20 protein-coding genes and 1 riboswitch are annotated in these 17695 nt (G+C 34.2%); of the genes, 9 read left to right on the forward strand and 11 right to left on the reverse strand.

Going from position 1 to position 17695, the window contains the following annotated elements; genetic code table 11:
• Positions 1–117: 117 nt before the first annotated feature.
• The 4 genes from QA539_RS00395 to QA539_RS00410 form a co-directional block, all read right to left on the reverse strand.
• Complete coding sequence (locus QA539_RS00395) at positions 118–1038, reverse strand: 3-hydroxyacyl-CoA dehydrogenase (RefSeq protein WP_419895240.1); 921 nt, start codon at positions 1036–1038, stop codon at positions 118–120.
• 112 nt (positions 1039–1150) lie between these two features.
• Positions 1151–1915 carry a homoserine O-acetyltransferase/O-succinyltransferase family protein gene (locus QA539_RS00400; RefSeq protein WP_419895241.1) on the reverse strand — a complete coding sequence of 255 codons (765 nt, stop codon included), beginning with the start codon at positions 1913–1915 and terminating at the stop codon, positions 1151–1153.
• A gap of 1 nt (position 1916) precedes the next feature.
• Positions 1917–3194 (reverse strand): O-acetylhomoserine aminocarboxypropyltransferase/cysteine synthase family protein, encoded by a 1278-nt coding sequence (locus tag QA539_RS00405; RefSeq protein WP_419895242.1) that lies wholly within the window; start codon positions 3192–3194, stop codon positions 1917–1919.
• A 63-nt stretch (positions 3195–3257) separates the two neighbouring features.
• Positions 3258–3353, reverse strand: a riboswitch (SAM riboswitch).
• 74 nt (positions 3354–3427) lie between these two features.
• Complete coding sequence (locus QA539_RS00410; protein ID WP_101040405.1) at positions 3428–4210, reverse strand: hypothetical protein; 783 nt, start codon at positions 4208–4210, stop codon at positions 3428–3430.
• Between the two features lie 161 nt (positions 4211–4371).
• Between QA539_RS00410 and QA539_RS00415 the strand changes: the two genes are divergently transcribed.
• Positions 4372–4890 (forward strand): hypothetical protein, encoded by a 519-nt coding sequence (locus tag QA539_RS00415; RefSeq protein WP_219493495.1) that lies wholly within the window; start codon positions 4372–4374, stop codon positions 4888–4890.
• A 104-nt stretch (positions 4891–4994) separates the two neighbouring features.
• On the opposite strand, the gene QA539_RS00420 is transcribed toward QA539_RS00415, so the two are convergent.
• Positions 4995–5312, reverse strand: a complete 318-nt coding sequence (locus QA539_RS00420) for a thioredoxin family protein (protein ID WP_101141651.1) — start codon at positions 5310–5312, stop codon at positions 4995–4997.
• 25 nt (positions 5313–5337) lie between these two features.
• On the reverse strand, positions 5338–5826 hold the full coding sequence (locus QA539_RS00425) for a GNAT family N-acetyltransferase (RefSeq protein WP_219493497.1): 489 nt from the start codon (positions 5824–5826) through the stop codon (positions 5338–5340).
• A 132-nt stretch (positions 5827–5958) separates the two neighbouring features.
• On the opposite strand from QA539_RS00425, the gene QA539_RS00430 reads away from it, so the two are divergent.
• Entirely contained in the window at positions 5959–6486 is a 528-nt protein-coding gene (locus tag QA539_RS00430; RefSeq protein ID WP_419895243.1) for a hypothetical protein, read from the forward strand.
• Positions 6487–6519: 33 nt separating this feature from the next.
• Positions 6520–7692, forward strand: coding sequence for an amidohydrolase (locus tag QA539_RS00435; RefSeq protein WP_419895578.1), 1173 nt, complete (start codon positions 6520–6522; stop codon positions 7690–7692).
• A gap of 150 nt (positions 7693–7842) precedes the next feature.
• Here QA539_RS00435 and QA539_RS00440 read toward each other — a convergent pair whose 3' ends face one another.
• The 4 genes from QA539_RS00440 to QA539_RS00455 form a co-directional block, all read right to left on the reverse strand.
• Positions 7843–8220: a DUF1722 domain-containing protein gene (locus QA539_RS00440; protein WP_419895244.1), complete on the reverse strand. Its 378-nt coding sequence runs from the start codon at positions 8218–8220 to the stop codon at positions 7843–7845.
• A complete protein-coding gene (locus tag QA539_RS00445; RefSeq protein ID WP_419895245.1) occupies positions 8217–9107 on the reverse strand; it encodes a TIGR01777 family oxidoreductase in 891 nt (296 codons plus the stop codon). The genes QA539_RS00440 and QA539_RS00445 overlap by 4 nt, the downstream gene beginning before the upstream one ends.
• A 147-nt stretch (positions 9108–9254) precedes the next feature.
• A complete protein-coding gene (locus QA539_RS00450) occupies positions 9255–10247 on the reverse strand; it encodes a D-2-hydroxyacid dehydrogenase (protein ID WP_419895246.1) in 993 nt (330 codons plus the stop codon).
• A 122-nt stretch (positions 10248–10369) separates the two neighbouring features.
• Complete coding sequence (locus QA539_RS00455) at positions 10370–10528, reverse strand: hypothetical protein (protein WP_419895247.1); 159 nt, start codon at positions 10526–10528, stop codon at positions 10370–10372.
• 281 nt (positions 10529–10809) lie between these two features.
• On the opposite strand from QA539_RS00455, the gene QA539_RS00460 reads away from it, so the two are divergent.
• The 3 genes from QA539_RS00460 to QA539_RS00470 all read left to right on the forward strand — a co-directional run bounded on the left by QA539_RS00460 (position 10810) and on the right by QA539_RS00470 (position 12441).
• Positions 10810–11157 (forward strand): DoxX family protein, encoded by a 348-nt coding sequence (locus QA539_RS00460; RefSeq protein WP_219493506.1) that lies wholly within the window; start codon positions 10810–10812, stop codon positions 11155–11157.
• A gap of 430 nt (positions 11158–11587) precedes the next feature.
• Positions 11588–11881 (forward strand): HesB/YadR/YfhF family protein, encoded by a 294-nt coding sequence (locus QA539_RS00465; protein ID WP_219493508.1) that lies wholly within the window; start codon positions 11588–11590, stop codon positions 11879–11881.
• A gap of 20 nt (positions 11882–11901) precedes the next feature.
• The gene (locus QA539_RS00470; RefSeq protein ID WP_283722064.1) at positions 11902–12441 is read left to right on the forward strand and encodes a hypothetical protein; all 540 of its coding nucleotides are present in this window, start codon (positions 11902–11904) and stop codon (positions 12439–12441) included.
• 46 nt (positions 12442–12487) lie between these two features.
• Here the strand turns inward: QA539_RS00470 and QA539_RS00475 are convergent, their stop codons facing one another.
• Positions 12488–13072: a TetR/AcrR family transcriptional regulator gene (locus QA539_RS00475; RefSeq protein ID WP_219493512.1), complete on the reverse strand. Its 585-nt coding sequence runs from the start codon at positions 13070–13072 to the stop codon at positions 12488–12490.
• Positions 13073–13228: 156 nt separating this feature from the next.
• On the opposite strand from QA539_RS00475, the gene QA539_RS00480 reads away from it, so the two are divergent.
• The 3 genes from QA539_RS00480 (at position 13229) to QA539_RS00490 (ending at position 17373) form a co-directional block, all read left to right on the forward strand.
• Entirely contained in the window at positions 13229–14998 is a 1770-nt protein-coding gene (locus tag QA539_RS00480) for an oleate hydratase (RefSeq protein ID WP_219493514.1), read from the forward strand.
• Between the two features lie 1187 nt (positions 14999–16185).
• On the forward strand, positions 16186–16623 hold the full coding sequence (locus tag QA539_RS00485; protein WP_219493515.1) for a MarR family winged helix-turn-helix transcriptional regulator: 438 nt from the start codon (positions 16186–16188) through the stop codon (positions 16621–16623).
• Positions 16624–16635: 12 nt separating this feature from the next.
• Positions 16636–17373 (forward strand): SDR family NAD(P)-dependent oxidoreductase, encoded by a 738-nt coding sequence (locus QA539_RS00490; protein ID WP_219493516.1) that lies wholly within the window; start codon positions 16636–16638, stop codon positions 17371–17373.
• Positions 17374–17695: the final 322 nt, after the last annotated feature.

The raw sequence follows: 17695 nt of genomic DNA on the forward strand, positions 1-17695 counted from the left end.
TAACTTTTATTTACCTTTATCTTAACAAATTAAAATGTAGTTTCATATTATATGGTATTCATTTCATAACTATGGTTATAACTGCAGATGGTTTATATAAAAAGAGAGATAAGGGGATTACGCATCACCCTTATCTCTTTTTTTCATAGTTTTTTTAACAAAGTTTTCTTCTCTATAACTAGGATTAGGATATTTGTAAAATCCTTCTCCAGTTGAAGTACCTAAATTCCCTTTGTCGACGTATTCTTTTTTTAGCATTTCAGCAACTGCATGCATAGCTGGATTTGCACTAGCAGAAGCAGTAGCAATATTATAAGCGGTATTTAAACCTACGACATCTAAAATAGCAAATGGTCCTAGAGGAGCGCCGGTTGCTGCCATCCAAGTACGATCAATCGTTTCGATATCTGCAATACCATGAGCGTATAATTGTTCTGCAGCCTGTAGTAATGGTACAAGCAGAGAATTTAATACGTATCCAGGCTGTTCTTTTTTTACATGTATTGGAATCATGCCTATTTCAGCAGCGAAAGTTAGGACATCCTGAACATACTGTTCATGAGTTCTATCATGTCCCATAACTTCACCCGTATTATTTTTCCACACTTCATTAGCGAAATGCAGCGCGAGGAATTTTTCTTCTCTTCCTGTATCTTCTCTGAATTGACTTGGCATCATTGTAGATGAATTCGTTGCAAAAATAGTCTTTTCTGGTGCAAGATTAGCCACAGATTTGTAGAAATCTACTTTAATATTGAATAATTCAGGAATTGCTTCAATCATTAAATCTGAATCTTTAAGAGATGCCTCTAGGTCAGATGTAATTTTAATTTTATTCAAGGTCTCCTGTGCCAGTTTTTCATTATTGAAATAATCAGCATATATTGGTACTAATTTCTGTAATTTCTCTCGTCCTGCTTTAACAGCCTCATCATTTATATCATACAACGTGACCTTAAATCCAAAGAATGCAGCTTGAAAAGCAATTTGGCTACCTAAGACGCCTGCTCCGGCGACGGTTACGTTTTTAATATCCATATCACCATCTCCTAAATATGTTATTGTTTTTAATATATCACAATATTCTGAAAATAAAAGGACGGCTAATGGCTATCTGTATGATAAAAGACAAATGATGTGAATTTGACGTTTATTCTTTTTTTAGAATAAATTCATAGATTTCTTCAGCACTACTATACCATCTTGCTTCTAAAGGTGTGCTAGAGTCATCTATAAAATAATTTTCAGGGATAGGGGTATCACTATTTATTTTTAAATCGCGTTCATATTCTTTAGCTAATGTATATTGATTGTATTCTAAATGTCCGGCAAAGTAATAATCAGTATGTTTTTTATTCGTTATTATGTCGATATCATTTCCTTTATACGATATTAAGCTCAGATCATTAATTGCTTTTATTTCGGGGTTAATTTGCATGTACCTAGACTGAGGTGAATAATAGTATGTTCTATCTTTATAAAGGGGATGGGATGGATTAATGTTATAAAGATATATTCCCGACAACTTTTTATCATTTTTTATAGGTTTGATACCGTAGTTCTTATAGAGGGCATACTGTGCTGCCCAGCAAATGAAAATCCTTTTTTTTATATGTTCTTTGGACCATTCCATAATTTTATTGAGTTCATCAATATAGGTAACTTCATTAAATTCCAGATGCTCTAGCGCTGCACCAGTAATAATCATGGCGTCATAATCAGTATCCTTAATATCGTTCAAACACTTATAATGTTGCTTTAAGTAGGAGATGCTCGTATTTTTGTAATGGTGTGAAGTCAGATAGAGATATTCAGTCTTAATATCAAAACTTAATGCATCTGTTATTCTTTTAAAGTGTTGTTCTGTTGCTTGTTTATCTGGCATGAGATTGATGATGAGAAGACGTACTGTCATATTATATTGCAGAGAGTCCTTTCTCTAAATCAGCTATAATATCATCAACATGCTCAATCCCGATAGATAAACGGATGGTTTCTGGTCGAACACCAGCTTCAAGTTGCTCGCTGTCAGTCAATTGTGCATGCGTGGTACTTGCAGGGTGTATTACTAGTGATTTAGCATCGCCGACATTTGCAAGCAATGAAAATAATTCTAGTGATTCAATGAACTTCTTACCAGCTTCATAACCTCCAGTAACACCAAATGTAAAAATAGATCCAGCACCATTAGGTAAATACTTTTGTTTTAAGTTAAAGTATTTGCTTGAAGATAATCCGGCATATTTCACCCATGCAACTTTTGGATGTGATTCAAGATACTCTGCTACTTTCTGAGCATTTTCTACATGTCTTTCTACGCGTAAGGAAAGTGTTTCAAGTCCTTGGATTAGTAAGAAAGCATTAAATGGTGAAAGTGATGCGCCAGTATCTCGTAATAATGTAGTACGAATTTTAGCAGCATATGCAGCGTCTTTAAAGGCTTCTGTAAATACTAAGTTATGATATGATGCATCAGGTGCAGAAAGCCCTTCAAATTTGCCGTTATCCCAATTAAAGTTCCCACCATCTATTATAATTCCGCCGATAGAATTACCATGTCCACCAATAAATTTAGTGGCTGAATGCACAACGATATGAGCACCGTGTTCAATTGGACGGAATAAATAAGGGGAAGCAAATGTGTTATCTACAATCAGTGGAATATCTGCTGACTTTGCGATGGCTGACAGTTGTTCGAAGTCTTCGATATTACCTTCAGGATTACCAATCGTTTCAATAAAGACAGCTTTAGTATTACCTTTAATAGCATTTCTAATATTGTCGATATTTGAAGTGTCTACGATATCAACCTCAATACCATATTTCGGTAAAGTGTGACTGAATAATGTATGTGTCCCGCCATATAGTGATGCAGATGAAACGATATGATCTCCACTTGATGCAAGTGCTAAGATTGCATACGTAATTGCGGCCATGCCTGAAGATACTGCCACAGCAGCAACGCCTCCTTCAAGCTGGGCAACACGTTCTTCTAAGACTGCGTTTGTAGGATTAGTCAATCTTGAATAAATATTACCTGCTTCTTTCAAACCGAATAAATTAGCAGCATGCTCCGTGTCATCAAACACGAAAGAAGAAGTTTGGTAGATAGGCACAGCACGTGAATGAGATGCACTATCAACTGAATGGCCAGCGTGAACCTGAATGGTTTCAAAATGGAATGAATTTGTCATATGATGACCTCCTCGTAAATTAATATAAAAAAAGAGTCTACCTAAAAGATAGACTCATAAAATACCTTATCTTTCAGGATATACCTGCTGGAATTAGCACCTAAATTAATAGGTTGCCGGGTTTCATAGGGCCAGTCCCTCCACCGCTCTGGATAAGCATATGAAATTGTTAATTAGTATAATATAACGCATTTTAAAAATTGTCAAACTATAATTTGAATTTTTAAAATATTTTATTCTAAGGTTATGCCTTCTTCGTTTCTATGTTGATTTGATATTTTATACATCTCTGAACGTAAATTTAATATTTCGTCATAGACAGCATCCAGTGATCCAGTTTGCAACGGGTCGAACGTAGTATATGTTTCGCTTGTTTCGGATGTAAGTTCAATATGAGCAATTTCTTCAATAACAGCGTCTTTCCGTAATTCTGAAATCGGTTTAATCTCATCATAAATTTCGGCATATAATGTTATTTGATTGTACTTCTTACGTGCATGAAATCTTATAAATTGTTCATTGTATTTAAAATAATGTAAGTTATGAAATGTTTGATTCATAGTTGTCTTGATCGGTTGATTAAGAATAAACTTCATAAGATGTTTATTGAAATCTTCAATTTTTAATAAATGTCTTAATAAATTAATTTTCAATAATTTACTTTCACTTTTATGAATGGCATGTATGTATTGAGCGATTTTCACTATAGAGACCTCTTTTGTCCAGGGGAAGTACGGAAATGTTACCATCACAAGATTAATATGTGCCTGTTTAATATGCAACGCAAGTCCTTTAAGTGGTACTAGATTAGAAGGTACATTTCTATTGGGAGGTGCGTCTGAAAGTCTGACAATCACATCTAATTGTGTATCGTCTAAATTGAATATCCGTTTTCCCATCTCATTTAACTGTAGTTTCCCTATATATTGGTTTCCTTTAGCATGTGCTCTTTTAGCACCTCGTGTTGTAGTTGCATAGCGTTCAATTGTATCAACGATAAAAGTAGCGTTATCCATAAAGTCACCTGCTTGTTATTTTTAATATGTTTACCCATATTTTAAATATATAATACTACATACAAATTTTTATTCCTCAAACATATTTGAAAACGCTTACTTTATCTCTTGTTTTTCGATATAATTGTATTAAGAGATGTTAAATGTTAGGGGGAATCTATATGAATAACCACCAGAAAGTATTGGTGTTTGGATGTTTACTAGCAATTATTTTATTTTCACTGATTGTATGGCAGAAATTACCGCAGGATACAGCGCAACATGAAGTGAAGACGAAAGAAATTAAGGCGATAGAAAAAGGCACCTACAATTCTATGGAAGAAGCGCAAAAGGCATTGGTGAACGATGTGATTAAAAGTGATGATCTTGTATCCGCAATCTATACGCCGAATAAAAAATGGAAGACACCATTTTATGTTATACAAGTTTCATACAAAGAAAATAAGCAGACATACTCAGGGTTTGCTTTTGTTGTACCGGAAAATGGGAAGTATAAACTAGAGCTTGCTGATATTAGAATAAAAACATATGATGGGATGCAACCGATTAAGGACAGTATAAAAATAGGTGAGAATAAAGTGCATATTTATGTAGGCACACCACTTGATAACCCATTTGCAGATAGTATCAGACATTCTTTTGTAGACGATAGTATAGAAGTGGCGTTCCAGGTAGAATAGAGTACGATTATAAGAAGGGCATATCCGCTATTAAATAACCTGAGCGATGCAGAAAATATTATTTCTGCATCGTTCAGGTTCAATGATAGATGGAGTGAAGGTAATTAATATTCTTGAAGTAGTTGATTGATACGTAGCTTTAGCATATCAAAATCGATAATACGAGCTTGTCGATGGTACTCTTTCTCATGATTAAATAAAATGACGACAGGTGAAGAAAATAAACTGAGCTGGCCCGCAGCTTCTGGAACTTCGTCTGCGAGTAGATATACAGATGGTATATTTATATCTGTTGCAATAGCCTTAACTTTTGGATAATCTGCATGACATACTGAACAACCAGTAGTCATGACGTATACAAGTGCCTTTTCGTTGTTTTGTAAAAAGGATTGTAATTCATCATATGCATGGATTTGTTTCATGTGAAACTCCTTTATTATTTATTATTTATTTCAAGAGTAACTGATAGAAATCAAGATCAAGCCATTTATTAAACTTATAACCAACGTCCTTTAAAGTGCCTGTATATTTAAAATTAAATTTTTTGTGTAGATAAATGCTACCTTTATTTTCTGAATCGATACCTGCTACCATTGTCTTGTAACCTTCGCTGCGTGCACTATCGATAATATGACTCAGCAGTTTTTCTCCGATACCCATATGTCTGAAATAAGGTGAGACATATACAGAGTGTTCTACGGTAAATTGATAAGCTGCAAAGTTTCTGAAAGGACCATAAGTAGCAAAACCAGCTACACGACCATCAATTTCAAAGATAAACACTGGATACCCTTGCTTTTCTTTTTCCATTAACCATTGTTTACGTTCCAGCAAACTCGTTTTTTCATAAGTATATATTGCTGTTGTATTTAAAATGGCATGATTATAAATGTCCAATATTTTCGGTAAGTCATTCTGAGTTGCATGTCTAATCATTATAAACCTCCACAATTTTTTAATATTAAAAGCATAACGCATTTATAATATTACGTATAATAATATGATTTAAAATATATTTCTAAAATAAGGGAATGATAGTGTAAACTAATGTTAAAGGAGTGGATGCATATGAACAACCAAAAAAAGCTAATAAGTTTTATAACCCTAATTGTAATCACAGCAGCGATTATACTATTGTGGCAATGGAATTATCAATACCCTGAATTGAGTAAAGCAGATATTAAGAAAATTGAAGGTAAGCATTATAAAGATACCGATGAATTGACTCGTCATCTTGCTCAATTAGACAACAAACAAATTGCTTCCAGTGCTACTACAAGCATTGTTGTAGAGGAGAAGGAACTCCCACTCGTCATTTTAAGTTCATTTTCTGGTGAAAGAAGTGATGCGACTTATAGAACATTTATTTATTTAATACCAGAGGGTGAAGGGTATAAAGCAGATGTACGAAAAAATGGTATAAGATTTAGTCCGGATATGAAACCTGTACTTGATGAGTTTAAATTTAACAACCATATTATCAAATCATATTTAGGACCAAAGTCGGATAACTTGATTGGAGAAGGTCAGTTAATTATGGATGACGGAAAAGATTTAGAACTTGTCGTTTATCCTGAAAAAGTTATTGGCAAGTAATGGTGTAATATCGTGAATGAAGGAGAGAGTATCGTGCATACGCGTTTAATTGAGAAGCTCGAACATAAAGAACAAAGGATGATAGAAATCAGGAGATACTTGCACGAAAATCCAGAACTTTCATATAAAGAATATAATACAGCGGAATATATTACGAATTTTTATGAAGATATGGATGTTTCAGTTGAAACAAATATTGGTGGTTTAGGTATAAAGGTAACGATTGATAGTGGAATTCCGGGACGAACGATTGGTATTCGGGCAGACTTTGATGCACTCGCCATTCAAGAAGAAACTGGGCTGCCTTTCGCTTCGAATAATCCCGGCGTAATGCATGCATGTGGCCACGATGCCCATACGGCATATTTATTAGTACTAGCAGAAACATTGTATGAAATTAAAGACACACTGAAAGGCAGAATAATTATTATTCATCAACCAGCAGAAGAAGTTCCGCCTGGTGGTGCGTTAGCGATGATTAAAGACAATATACTTGATGAGATAGACCATATGATTGGCCTACACGTCATTTCAGATTTAGAAGCGGGTAAAGTATATTATCGTCCAGGGTATACACAAACAGGCAGTGCAGCCTTTAAACTCACAATTCAAGGGCGTGGCGGCCATGGCTCTTCGCCACATACAGCGAATGATGCGATTGTTGCTGCAAGTTACTATGTTAATGCGTTACAAACAATTGTATCAAGAAGATTGAGTCCGTTTGAAACGGGGGTTGTGACCATTGGCTCGTTCGAAGGACAAGGACAGTTTAATGTCATCAAGGATAGTGTATTGATACAAGGCGATGTCAGAGGACTGACAGATAATACGAAGAAAAAAATAGAAGAAGAAATTAAAAGGATTACATATGGACTAGAAGTCATGTACGGTGTGCAGTGTCATTTAGATTACTTGGATGATTATCCTGCACTATACAATGATCCAGAACTCACTGAAGCGGTAGCCAGAAGTATTAGAACTCACTTGCAGGATATCCCTATAGAGTTAACAGAGCCACAGCCTTCTAGTGAAGATTTTGCGTATTACGCAAAAGAACGGCCATCCGCATTTATTTATGTTGGAGCAGCACCCGTAAATGGTGAAGTTTATCCTCATCATCATCCCAAATTTAATATCGATGAAAGTGCACTACTGATAGCTGCAAAATCAGTCGGTGTAGCTGTGCTTGATTATTTAAAAGCTTAAAATGGAATAAATACCTTATAGGCAAAAAGTATTGTCACACTTGAAAAGGCAATTTATTAATATACTCCTTATAAAGTAGACACTTAAAAGTGAAAGCTTTATAAGGAGCATAATTAATAACTCTATAGATTAAAGAAGAAATGTGAAACGTTAAGCCGCTTCCTTAAGAATAGAACTTTGTAATAAGTATGAGACACGATACCGAGTTGCCAGTAACAATAAATAGCTTTTAATGTCTCTATCGTTACGTGAAACATCAGTGAGAAGGCTGAAAAAATATGCTTTTTCCTCTTCGGCAGCAATCTTTTTAAAATACCCCCACATATGTTCAAAGCTATTACGCATTGAACCTTCACTCGGCTGCATATTGTAAGTCTCTTCAATAATGTCCTCTAATACCTGAGGTTCATCTAATCCATTATTCAGTTCTTGACGAATCAATAGATATTGTCTTTGACTAAAATACATAACTTTATATTTCTCTTGCTTCCATAATCGTTCTACTTGTTTGCGTGATTCCTTATTCATGACTGCCTCAATAGATCTGATAGTGCAATTTTGACATTCGGATATGAAAATTTAAAACCATGAGCTAATAATTTTTCTGGTAATACTTTTTGACCCTTTGTAACCATAATCGACTGTTCGCCTAATAGAAGCTCGATTAATTTAGTTGGAGTAACAAAGTAATGTGGACGATGAATCGTTTCAGCAATCACTTTTCCAAGCTGCTGCTGCGTTACAGGGTAGGGTGCAGTTAAATTATATATACCTGTCAAACGATGTTTATATATATAAAGTATCGCATCGACTAAATCATCCAGGTGAATCCATGAGTAAGGTTGTGTACCTTTACCTATAGGTCCCCCTGCAAATAATTGATAAGGCTTAATCATAAGTGGTAGTGCACCGCCTTTGTCGGAGAATATTACGCCGAAACGTACATAAGCAACATCAGCTCCATTCTGCTCTATTTTTTTGGCCTCTTGTTCCCATAGATGCACGGTTTCAGATAAGAAATCAAAGGGTGAAATCGTATCTTGTTCAGAATATACTGCTTCAATTGAAGGCGGATAATAACCCACCGCACTTGCAGAAATGAGTAGAGGTACACTTTGCATGTTATCGATGATAGGCAACAATTTCTTTGTAGACTCGATTCTGCTGATTTGTATCGCTTCTTTGTGTTCTTTCGTCCATCGTTGATTAAGAGAAGCTCCTGCTAAGTTGATGACGAGATCGACATCAGGAATATTCTGCTCATAATTTTCTTTGTCCCAATTGATATATGTAATATTGTCATGGTTTTCTTTATCCGAACGTGTAAGGATATACACTTCATCTTCAGAAGAAAACTTTTGTTGTAAAGCGTTTCCGACAAGGCCGGTTCCACCAGTCATTAATATTTTAGTCATAACAGCACTCCCTTTTAAAATTGTATTTTATATACTTATACCCTTTTATTAATATTTTAATGAATAAAAATTCGGTAGTACGTATAGAATTAAAATTTAATGGCGCTCTGTGTATGAGCTAATGACATTCTAGGGATACGCCTCCTTTTAATTTACTCGATTATCACAGCTACCTGTTTCAATGACTTGTTTTGCAGAATCAAGACCACCTTCTACTAAGTTCATTACGGCAGTTTCTGTATAAAAAGCGATATGCTGAGAGATGAGAACATCTTCACGCTGTATGAGTTCTAGCAGTACGTCATCTTCTACTGATTTATCGCTAAAGTCTTTCGGGAAATAAGGTGCTTCATTTTCATAAGTATCTAAGGCAGCAGCAGCTACTTTTCCTGAATTTAATGCATCCAGCAAGTCTTTAGTGTTTACAATCTTTCCTCGTGCAGTATTGACAATGAATACACCATCTTTCATTTTTGCAAATAAAGACTTATCAAACATATACGTATTTTCCTTTGTAAGTGGCATATGTATTGAAATTAAATCTGCATTTCCAATTGCTTCTTCAAGTGAGTCTGTATATGTTAAGAATGCTTCTGCTTTTTCATTTGGATCTAGATCATAGCCGATGACTTTGGCACCAAAGCCATTAAATATTTGAGCTGCAATCGTACCAATTCTTCCAGTCCCAATAATGGCAACAGTCATTGAACGGATTTCTTTACTGATGATAGATTTGTTCCAGGTAAAATCATGTTGCTTTACTTTATTTTGAATCTTTTCAGTATTTCTAATAATGTTCATGGCTGCAGTTACAGCATATTCTGCAATTGCATTTGGAGAATAACTAGGAACGTTCGATATGATTAGGTTGTGTGCAGCAGCTTTCTCAAGGTTGAACATGTCGAAGCCAGCAGAACGCTGGGCAACTTGCTTTATACCTTGAGCTGCAATTTTTTCATAAATATCATCTTCAAATGGTGCTGTCTGACTTGTTGATAGTCCGTCGTATTCTTCTAATAAATGTACGTTCTCTAAAGTTAACGGACCAGGATTAAAGGTAATTTCTACATTGTTCTTCTCGGCCCAGCTTAATGCCGCCTTTTTTTCGTCTTCTCTCGTCCCAAACATGATTAATTTCATTGTGCATCGCTCCTGTTCATATTGTTATGTATGTCATATGTGCATGAATAATTATATTGTACCTATATTGCTTTTATTACTCACGGCAAATGCTTGAATTGTTTGATTATTTAAATTATTTTTTAAAATTGATGATATGCAGTAATCTTTGCATTCAAGATAAGTCCGAAACCTGTAAGTGTGAAGACTGGTACTGCGCCGTTCACCAGCATGAGTGCAATATAGACAATGAGACTGAACATAAAGAATGACAAAGTTAATTGTACTTCTGCAGCAATCAACGCATTTCCTAGGAAATATATTACTCATGGTACTACGATGAATAATACGATACGACAAATATCAGCTGCTATCGGAACTGCAATATTTATTACGATAATGAATTTGTCAGTACAATCGGGAATACAAATGAATATTACTTATATAAGCATGTTCATACTTTCATTATTTGGATTAGTATTATCTTTACGCTATCCCAAAAATGAAAAATCAGTCTAATGGACTATAGATATATTAAATATATTATAGTATATTTAATATATTAAATTTAGGAGGCAATAAAATGCATAAACATATTGTAAATGGATACGTAGCAAAAGACATTCTCAAAAGTAGTTTACCGAAAGTGAAAAATGATGAGGCGATGGCTCAGCAATTCAAAGAAGGATTCAACCTATCTCCGAGTATGATGAAAGTCGCAGGATACTTTGAATTAATCGGTTCAATCTTCTTGATGTTATCTGTATTTAATAAAAAATTTGCAAGAATCGGTGCAATGCTAATCAATGTTATTATGTTAGGTGCAATGTATAACCACCTAAAAGCAGGTCATGGAGTAAAATCATTAAGCGCGGCAGGTAAGTACTTTGGTTTAAATATGGTTACATTATTTGATTCTTTTAGAAAATAATGTTTAACGTTGATAGATGCCCTTAGATTAGTGTCTATCAATCAAAATAAGCATGGAATTACAGTTATTTTCACAAAGTGGATGAGTAGATATAGGACATCTTCACAGGTCAAATTGGTAATTGTCAAGTAAGCTTGCTGGTCAGAACAATATTGAACTAGGTAATATTGTCACATTTGAAACACCACAATAAATAAAGCCCGAATGATGCTAGTAAATGGTGAACATTTACATCGTCATTCGGGCTTGTTTTTCATATTGTTCCACTAATTTCTTTATATGTGATATGTTTATTATACTATTTATATGCTGGAAAATAGATGATCGATTTGATTTCTATTGTTCGCAGTTTCGTATGAATCGTTTAAAGATTATCTTGAATGATAAAGTTGTAAAATATTTGCAATAAACAATAGATAGGAGAATAATTATGAATATATATATAACGGACAAAGCTAATCAATGGTTCAAAGAAGAAGTAGGACTAGGATCAGGTGACAAAGTTAGATTTTACAGTAAAATCTATGGATCCAGTAAAGTTCAGGAGAATTACTCGCTAGCTTTTACTATAGATGCAGATGATGATAAAGCAGTGACAGCTATTACTGCAGATGGCATAGTATATTATGTGAATGAGCCAGATTTATGGTTTTTTGATGGTCATGATTTATATATTGAGTACGATGAACAACTTGAAGAAGTTGCATACGATTATAAAAAATAATGCACTTGAGGTGAAGTACATTGTATCTATTAGAAATAACGGAACAAAGTTATAGGCAAGTGGTTGGTGTGTTTGACAAGGAATCAGATATTGAGCAATGGATCGCCTCGGTTCCTTTCATAAAAATGGATAAATACGGGAACACGGTGTTATTATATGACGAAATTCCTGCCTATTACGAAGTTAAGTTTGGTGGAAGTATCTATCCATTTACTCGCTATGCTTTTACAGGGGAGGACACGATCTATGTTGTATGGAACGAAATTGCTCATATTAATACGACTCAAGGGCTTGTGAATGGAACATCAAAGGTTGGCGTTTACATTTATGAAAATACAGAAATTAGACAAGCAGTTAATTCACGTGAAACTTTGAAAAAGGAGTTAGCGACATATTATGATGCACGAGATACTTCTTACTATTTCGGAGGCATTGGATCAGAAGATGGAGAGTATATTAATATTGAAAATGGACCATTTATCCATTTTGATCCAATGACAATAGAGCATTATGAAAGCTCAGAAAATATAGAGACATTTATTAAAGAGATTACAAATTAATTTATATCGATTAAAGAACTAGGAGAATACTTCCTAGTTCTTTATTTTACTTTTGAAATCTCATTTTGCTCCAGAATTGGTTTAACATTTCTTCTAGTGAACTAGACAGGTGATCGACATTGTTGCCGCCTGCTTGTAACCAGTTAAATATAATGCGCATTATACCCCCAGCGGAAAACTCTGCAAGCAGATTGATGTCTTGGTTAAAAACATAGCCGTTTTCCATCTCACGATTTAAATGAGATTCAATAATTAAATAAAGTTGTTTATAAATAATCATTGAGATGACACCATAGATTTCACTGCATATTACAGATTTTGCAAGCGATTTATTTTGGTCTAAAAATAATAATACATCGTGAATCATAGCAGCATAAAATTTTTCAGGATGATAGTGATTGTAATGTACATCATTTTTTTCATTATAAATGTTGAGGAGATGAATGATTGTACATTGATAAAAATCATATTTATCTTCGTAATGACGATAAAATGTAGAACGTCTGACTAATGCCTTTTCACAAATTTCGTTAATGGTGATGGAATCAAAATCTTTAGCATTTCCTAATTCAAGTAGTGCATTCCGTAACGCCTGTTCAGTCTTGATAACTCTTAAGTCTTTTTTATCCATATGTACACCTTCTTTTGAGACATATTTATACATAATGTCACATAAGTGACAAAACTATTTATAAAATTCTCTGAATATGAAAAATAATGCGATAGAGTAATGAATATAAAGCAAGCATGCAACTTTAAATTATATATATCGAATGGAGTGGTATTTATGTATTATAGTAATGGAAACTATGAAGCATTTGCAAGTCCGAAAAAGCCAGAAGGGGTAGATAATAAGTCTGCATACTTAGTTGGTTCTGGTATAGCGTCATTAGCAGCAGCGAGTTTTTTAATACGAGACGGGCGAATGAAAGGTGAAAATATCCATATATTAGAAGAGCTTGATCTTCCTGGAGGAAGTTTGGATGGAATATTGAATCCTGAACGTGGCTATATAATGCGTGGCGGTCGTGAAATGGAGAATCATTTTGAATGCTTATGGGATTTATTCCGTTCGGTGCCATCATTGGAAGTCGAAGATGCTTCTGTCCTTGATGAATTCTACTGGTTAAATAAAGAAGATCCAAACTATTCGAAGTGCCGCGTAATAGAAAATCGTGGACAACGCCTAGAATCAGATGGAAAAATGACTCTAACAAAAAAAGCGAATAAAGAAATCGTCGAGCTTTGCTTAATGAAAGAAGAACAGCTGAATGATGTGAAGATATCTGATGTCTTCAGTAAAGACTTCTTAGACTCAAATTTCTGGATTTACTGGAAAACGATGTTTGCATTCGAACCTTGGCATTCTGCTATGGAGATGCGTCGATATTTAATGCGTTTTATCCATCATATTGGTGGACTTGCAGACTTTTCAGCTCTAAAATTTACGAAGTTCAATCAATTTGAATCACTTGTTATGCCTTTGATCGAGCATCTTAAAGCGAACAATGTAACATTTGAATATGGTGTAACCGTTAAGAATATACAAGTTGAATGTTCAAAAGAGTCAAAAGTTGCAAAGGCAATAGACATCGTGCGTAAAGGTAATGAAGAATCAATTCCTTTAACAGAAAATGATTTAGTATTTGTAACAAATGGCAGCATCACTGAAAGTACTACTTATGGAGATAACGATACACCTGCCCCACCTACAACAAAACCTGGAGGTGCATGGCAATTATGGGAAAATTTAAGTGCGCAATGTGATGAGTTCGGTAATCCGTCTAAATTCTATAAAGATTTACCAGAGAAAAGTTGGTTCGTTTCTGCTACAGCAACAACAAATAATAAAAAAGTTATAGATTATATTCAAAAAATTTGTAAACGTGATCCATTATCAGGCCGTACAGTAACTGGTGGTATCGTTACTGTAGATGATTCAAAGTGGCAGTTAAGCTTTACGTTAAACCGACAACAGCAGTTTAAAAATCAACCGGATGATCAAGTGAGTGTGTGGATTTACGCACTTTATTCAGATGAACGTGGAGAACGTACGAATAAAACAATTGTTGAGTGTTCTGGTAAAGAAATTTGTGAAGAATGGCTTTATCATATGGGTGTTCCTGAAGAAGAAATTTCAGCACTAGCAGCAGAATGTAATACAATTCCAAGCTATATGCCGTACATTACTGCTTACTTTATGCCACGTAAAGAAGGAGACCGTCCTTTAGTAGTACCACATGGTTCAAAGAATATTGCATTTATAGGTAACTTTGCAGAAACAGAAAGAGATACCGTATTTACAACAGAATATTCAGTAAGAACTGCTATGGAAGCGGTGTATAAACTTCTAGAAGTAGACCGTGGAGTGCCTGAAGTATTCGCTTCAGTATACGATGTGAGAATTTTATTACATGCGTTATCTGTACTGAATGATGGCAAGAAACTAGATGAAATTGATATGCCATTCTATGAAAGATTGGTAGAAAAACGCTTATTGAAGAAAGCATCTGGTACATTCATTGAAGAATTATTAGAAGAAGCTAAATTAATATAATAGATTTTTATCGTTTGATATCTCTAGTGAAAACTGGTTTCATTACAGTGATTATAAAAATGGGTAAGCATCTATGAGGGTTTCCTTGGTATGTTTGCTATTGAGATCATAATATGAAACTCTGTATAACATCTTTTAACGAGGCCTAAAGTAATAGGCCTCTATTTATTTTGTTTGGAGAACGCACTTTCATATTCCTATAAGTTTATAAATAATCTGTTGTGAAATTTATAATCATTTGTTGCTATTTGAATATAATCAATACCTGAAATAGAAGATATATTTCAATCGTATAGAATAGATGCCAATCTGTTCATTCAATCAATTGACGATGTATAGTTTACGAAGAAGAACGCAGATTATTTATTAGAAACTGTTAAAGTGCATGTTCAAGACTTTGAAATGCCGACACCAGCATAATTAAGTAAACTATTTAGTAAAATGAAGAAACAAAAAACTCTTGATATCAATGCGATTATGCTGAAGAAACATCTTGCCTTGAATGTAATGATGTATCGACGAATAGAAAATATATTGTATATAAAAATAAAACGGATCAGTTTGAAGATATTTATAGTGAAATTTCAACGAATAAAGTGAAAGGGTTCTGTAATATATGTAATGCGGAATTAGATGTTGTGCTAGTTTTAAATAAAACGAAACATAATAAGAGTGATGAGACTTACACGAAGAAAGGGGATTGTATTTGTCACAATACTGTGAAGTGTAACCAAAACTTAGACAATGTAGAAGATTTTATGAATTTGTTGCGCGTACGAAATAATTAGCTAATTAAAAATGGTTGAATTTATAGTCGGAGTACATAATGTATGCTTCGGTTATTGTTTGTCTTTGTTGTAGAGATTGAGGAGTTGTTCATTTTGTTTAATATTCTCATCTTTATTTCCGATTGTCTTATAAATATCCATGAATACCAGGTGAATTTAAGATAGGTTACATTAAAGGCGCAAAGAATGTGCCACTAAATTACATTGAGAATTACAAAGGCACAGAAAATATATATGATTTACCAATCAGGTATGAGAGGTAAGCGTGCAGTAACAAGGAGTAGATGTAATTAACGTAAGAGGTGGGCAAGTATCTTTATTTTTGAGTATTTTAATTTACTATTAAATAGTTTAGTGTTAAATTATTTAATAATAAATTAATGATATAGAGGTGTATATATGGAAGAATCTAACTTCTTCAGACTTGTTCATGATGGGAATCAACTTAGCTATAAGATGATATCGTTATTTTTAAAGCACTTTGACCATAAACTTAACATTTCCCAAGTAATATTACTCGAATATATTAAGCGAAATGGTCATGCAAAGCCTTCAGACATTGCAAAAGCATTAGGTTTTACATATGGTGCAATTACGACAATGACAAACAAGCTTGTAGAAATGGAATATGTCGTGCGTATTAATCATTCAGGTGACAGACGTGTCGTAATGCTCAATATAACTGAAACAGGTTTGAAAGTGTTGGAAGAAGCAGAAAGTGTTGGAAAGCAAGTACGTAATGCAGTATATGATATATTATCTGAAGAAGAACTTAAACAAATGAAACAGATTCAGGAAAAATTATTAAATCATGTAGCATCAATCAAAACATTGTAAGGAGGAAATAAAATGGAACGTTTAAAAGACAAAGTAATTATTATTACGGGTGCAGCTCAGGGTATGGGGAAAGTGCATGCAGAGCGTGCAATTGCAGAAGGCGCTAAAGTAGTGATTACAGATATAAATGAGGAAAAGGGGCAAGCTGTAGCAGTGACATTAGGCTCAGATGCATTGTTTATCAAACATAATGTTGTAAGTGAATCAGATTGGGAAAATGTTGTACAGACGACACTTGAATATTGGGGTAAGATTGATGTGCTTGTTAATAATGCTGGTATTACATATAATATGAAAATTGAAGAAATTACTTTAGATGACTATATGAAGATTGTAAATATTAATCAAGTTTCTGTGTTCTTAGGTATTAAGTCAGTAACCGCAACTATGAAAGCTCAAAATTCAGGTGCGATTATTAATATATCATCTATGAATGGTCTTGCCGGCGGCGCAATTGGATATACAGATACGAAGTTTGCGGTAAGAGGTATGACAAAGGCAGCAGCAAGAGAATTATCACCGTTTAATATTACAGTAAACTCTGTGCACCCTGGTGTTATTCATACACCGATGCTTGAACAACCTGGCGTAAAAGAAGCGGTGGATAAATTTAAACAAATGATTCCAATGCGTCGTGTAGCGCAAGCTGAAGAAGTTTCAAATATGATCATATTCTTGGCATCAGATGAAGCAAGATATTCAACAGGCTCAGAATTTGTCATTGACGGTGGTGTAACAGCCACTGTTTAGAAGAAATTTTGATAAAATTGTTTGATTTACTTCCATCTCAGGTGGCTAACTTGATTATAAATATCGCACAGAATTTTCAGAAAATAAATTGACATAAAAAATGAAATCTGATAATATTAAATCAATTCAACGCTAAAGGAGTTAGTATTATGACAAACACAAAGCTACAGTTAAATAATTGGTGGCAGCTGTCCTGATACTTATAACCGTCATAGGTATAAGTATCTATGACGGCTTCCTTAGCATTCGCTTAAGAGGCCGATGTATGAGCGGTCTCTATACTTAAGAGATCGTGTGTACACACGGTCTCTTTTTTATTTTT

Origin of the sequence: Macrococcus psychrotolerans (genome assembly GCF_038095555.1) — a bacterium.
GTDB classification, from domain to species: Bacteria; Bacillota; Bacilli; order Staphylococcales; family Staphylococcaceae; genus Macrococcoides; species Macrococcoides psychrotolerans.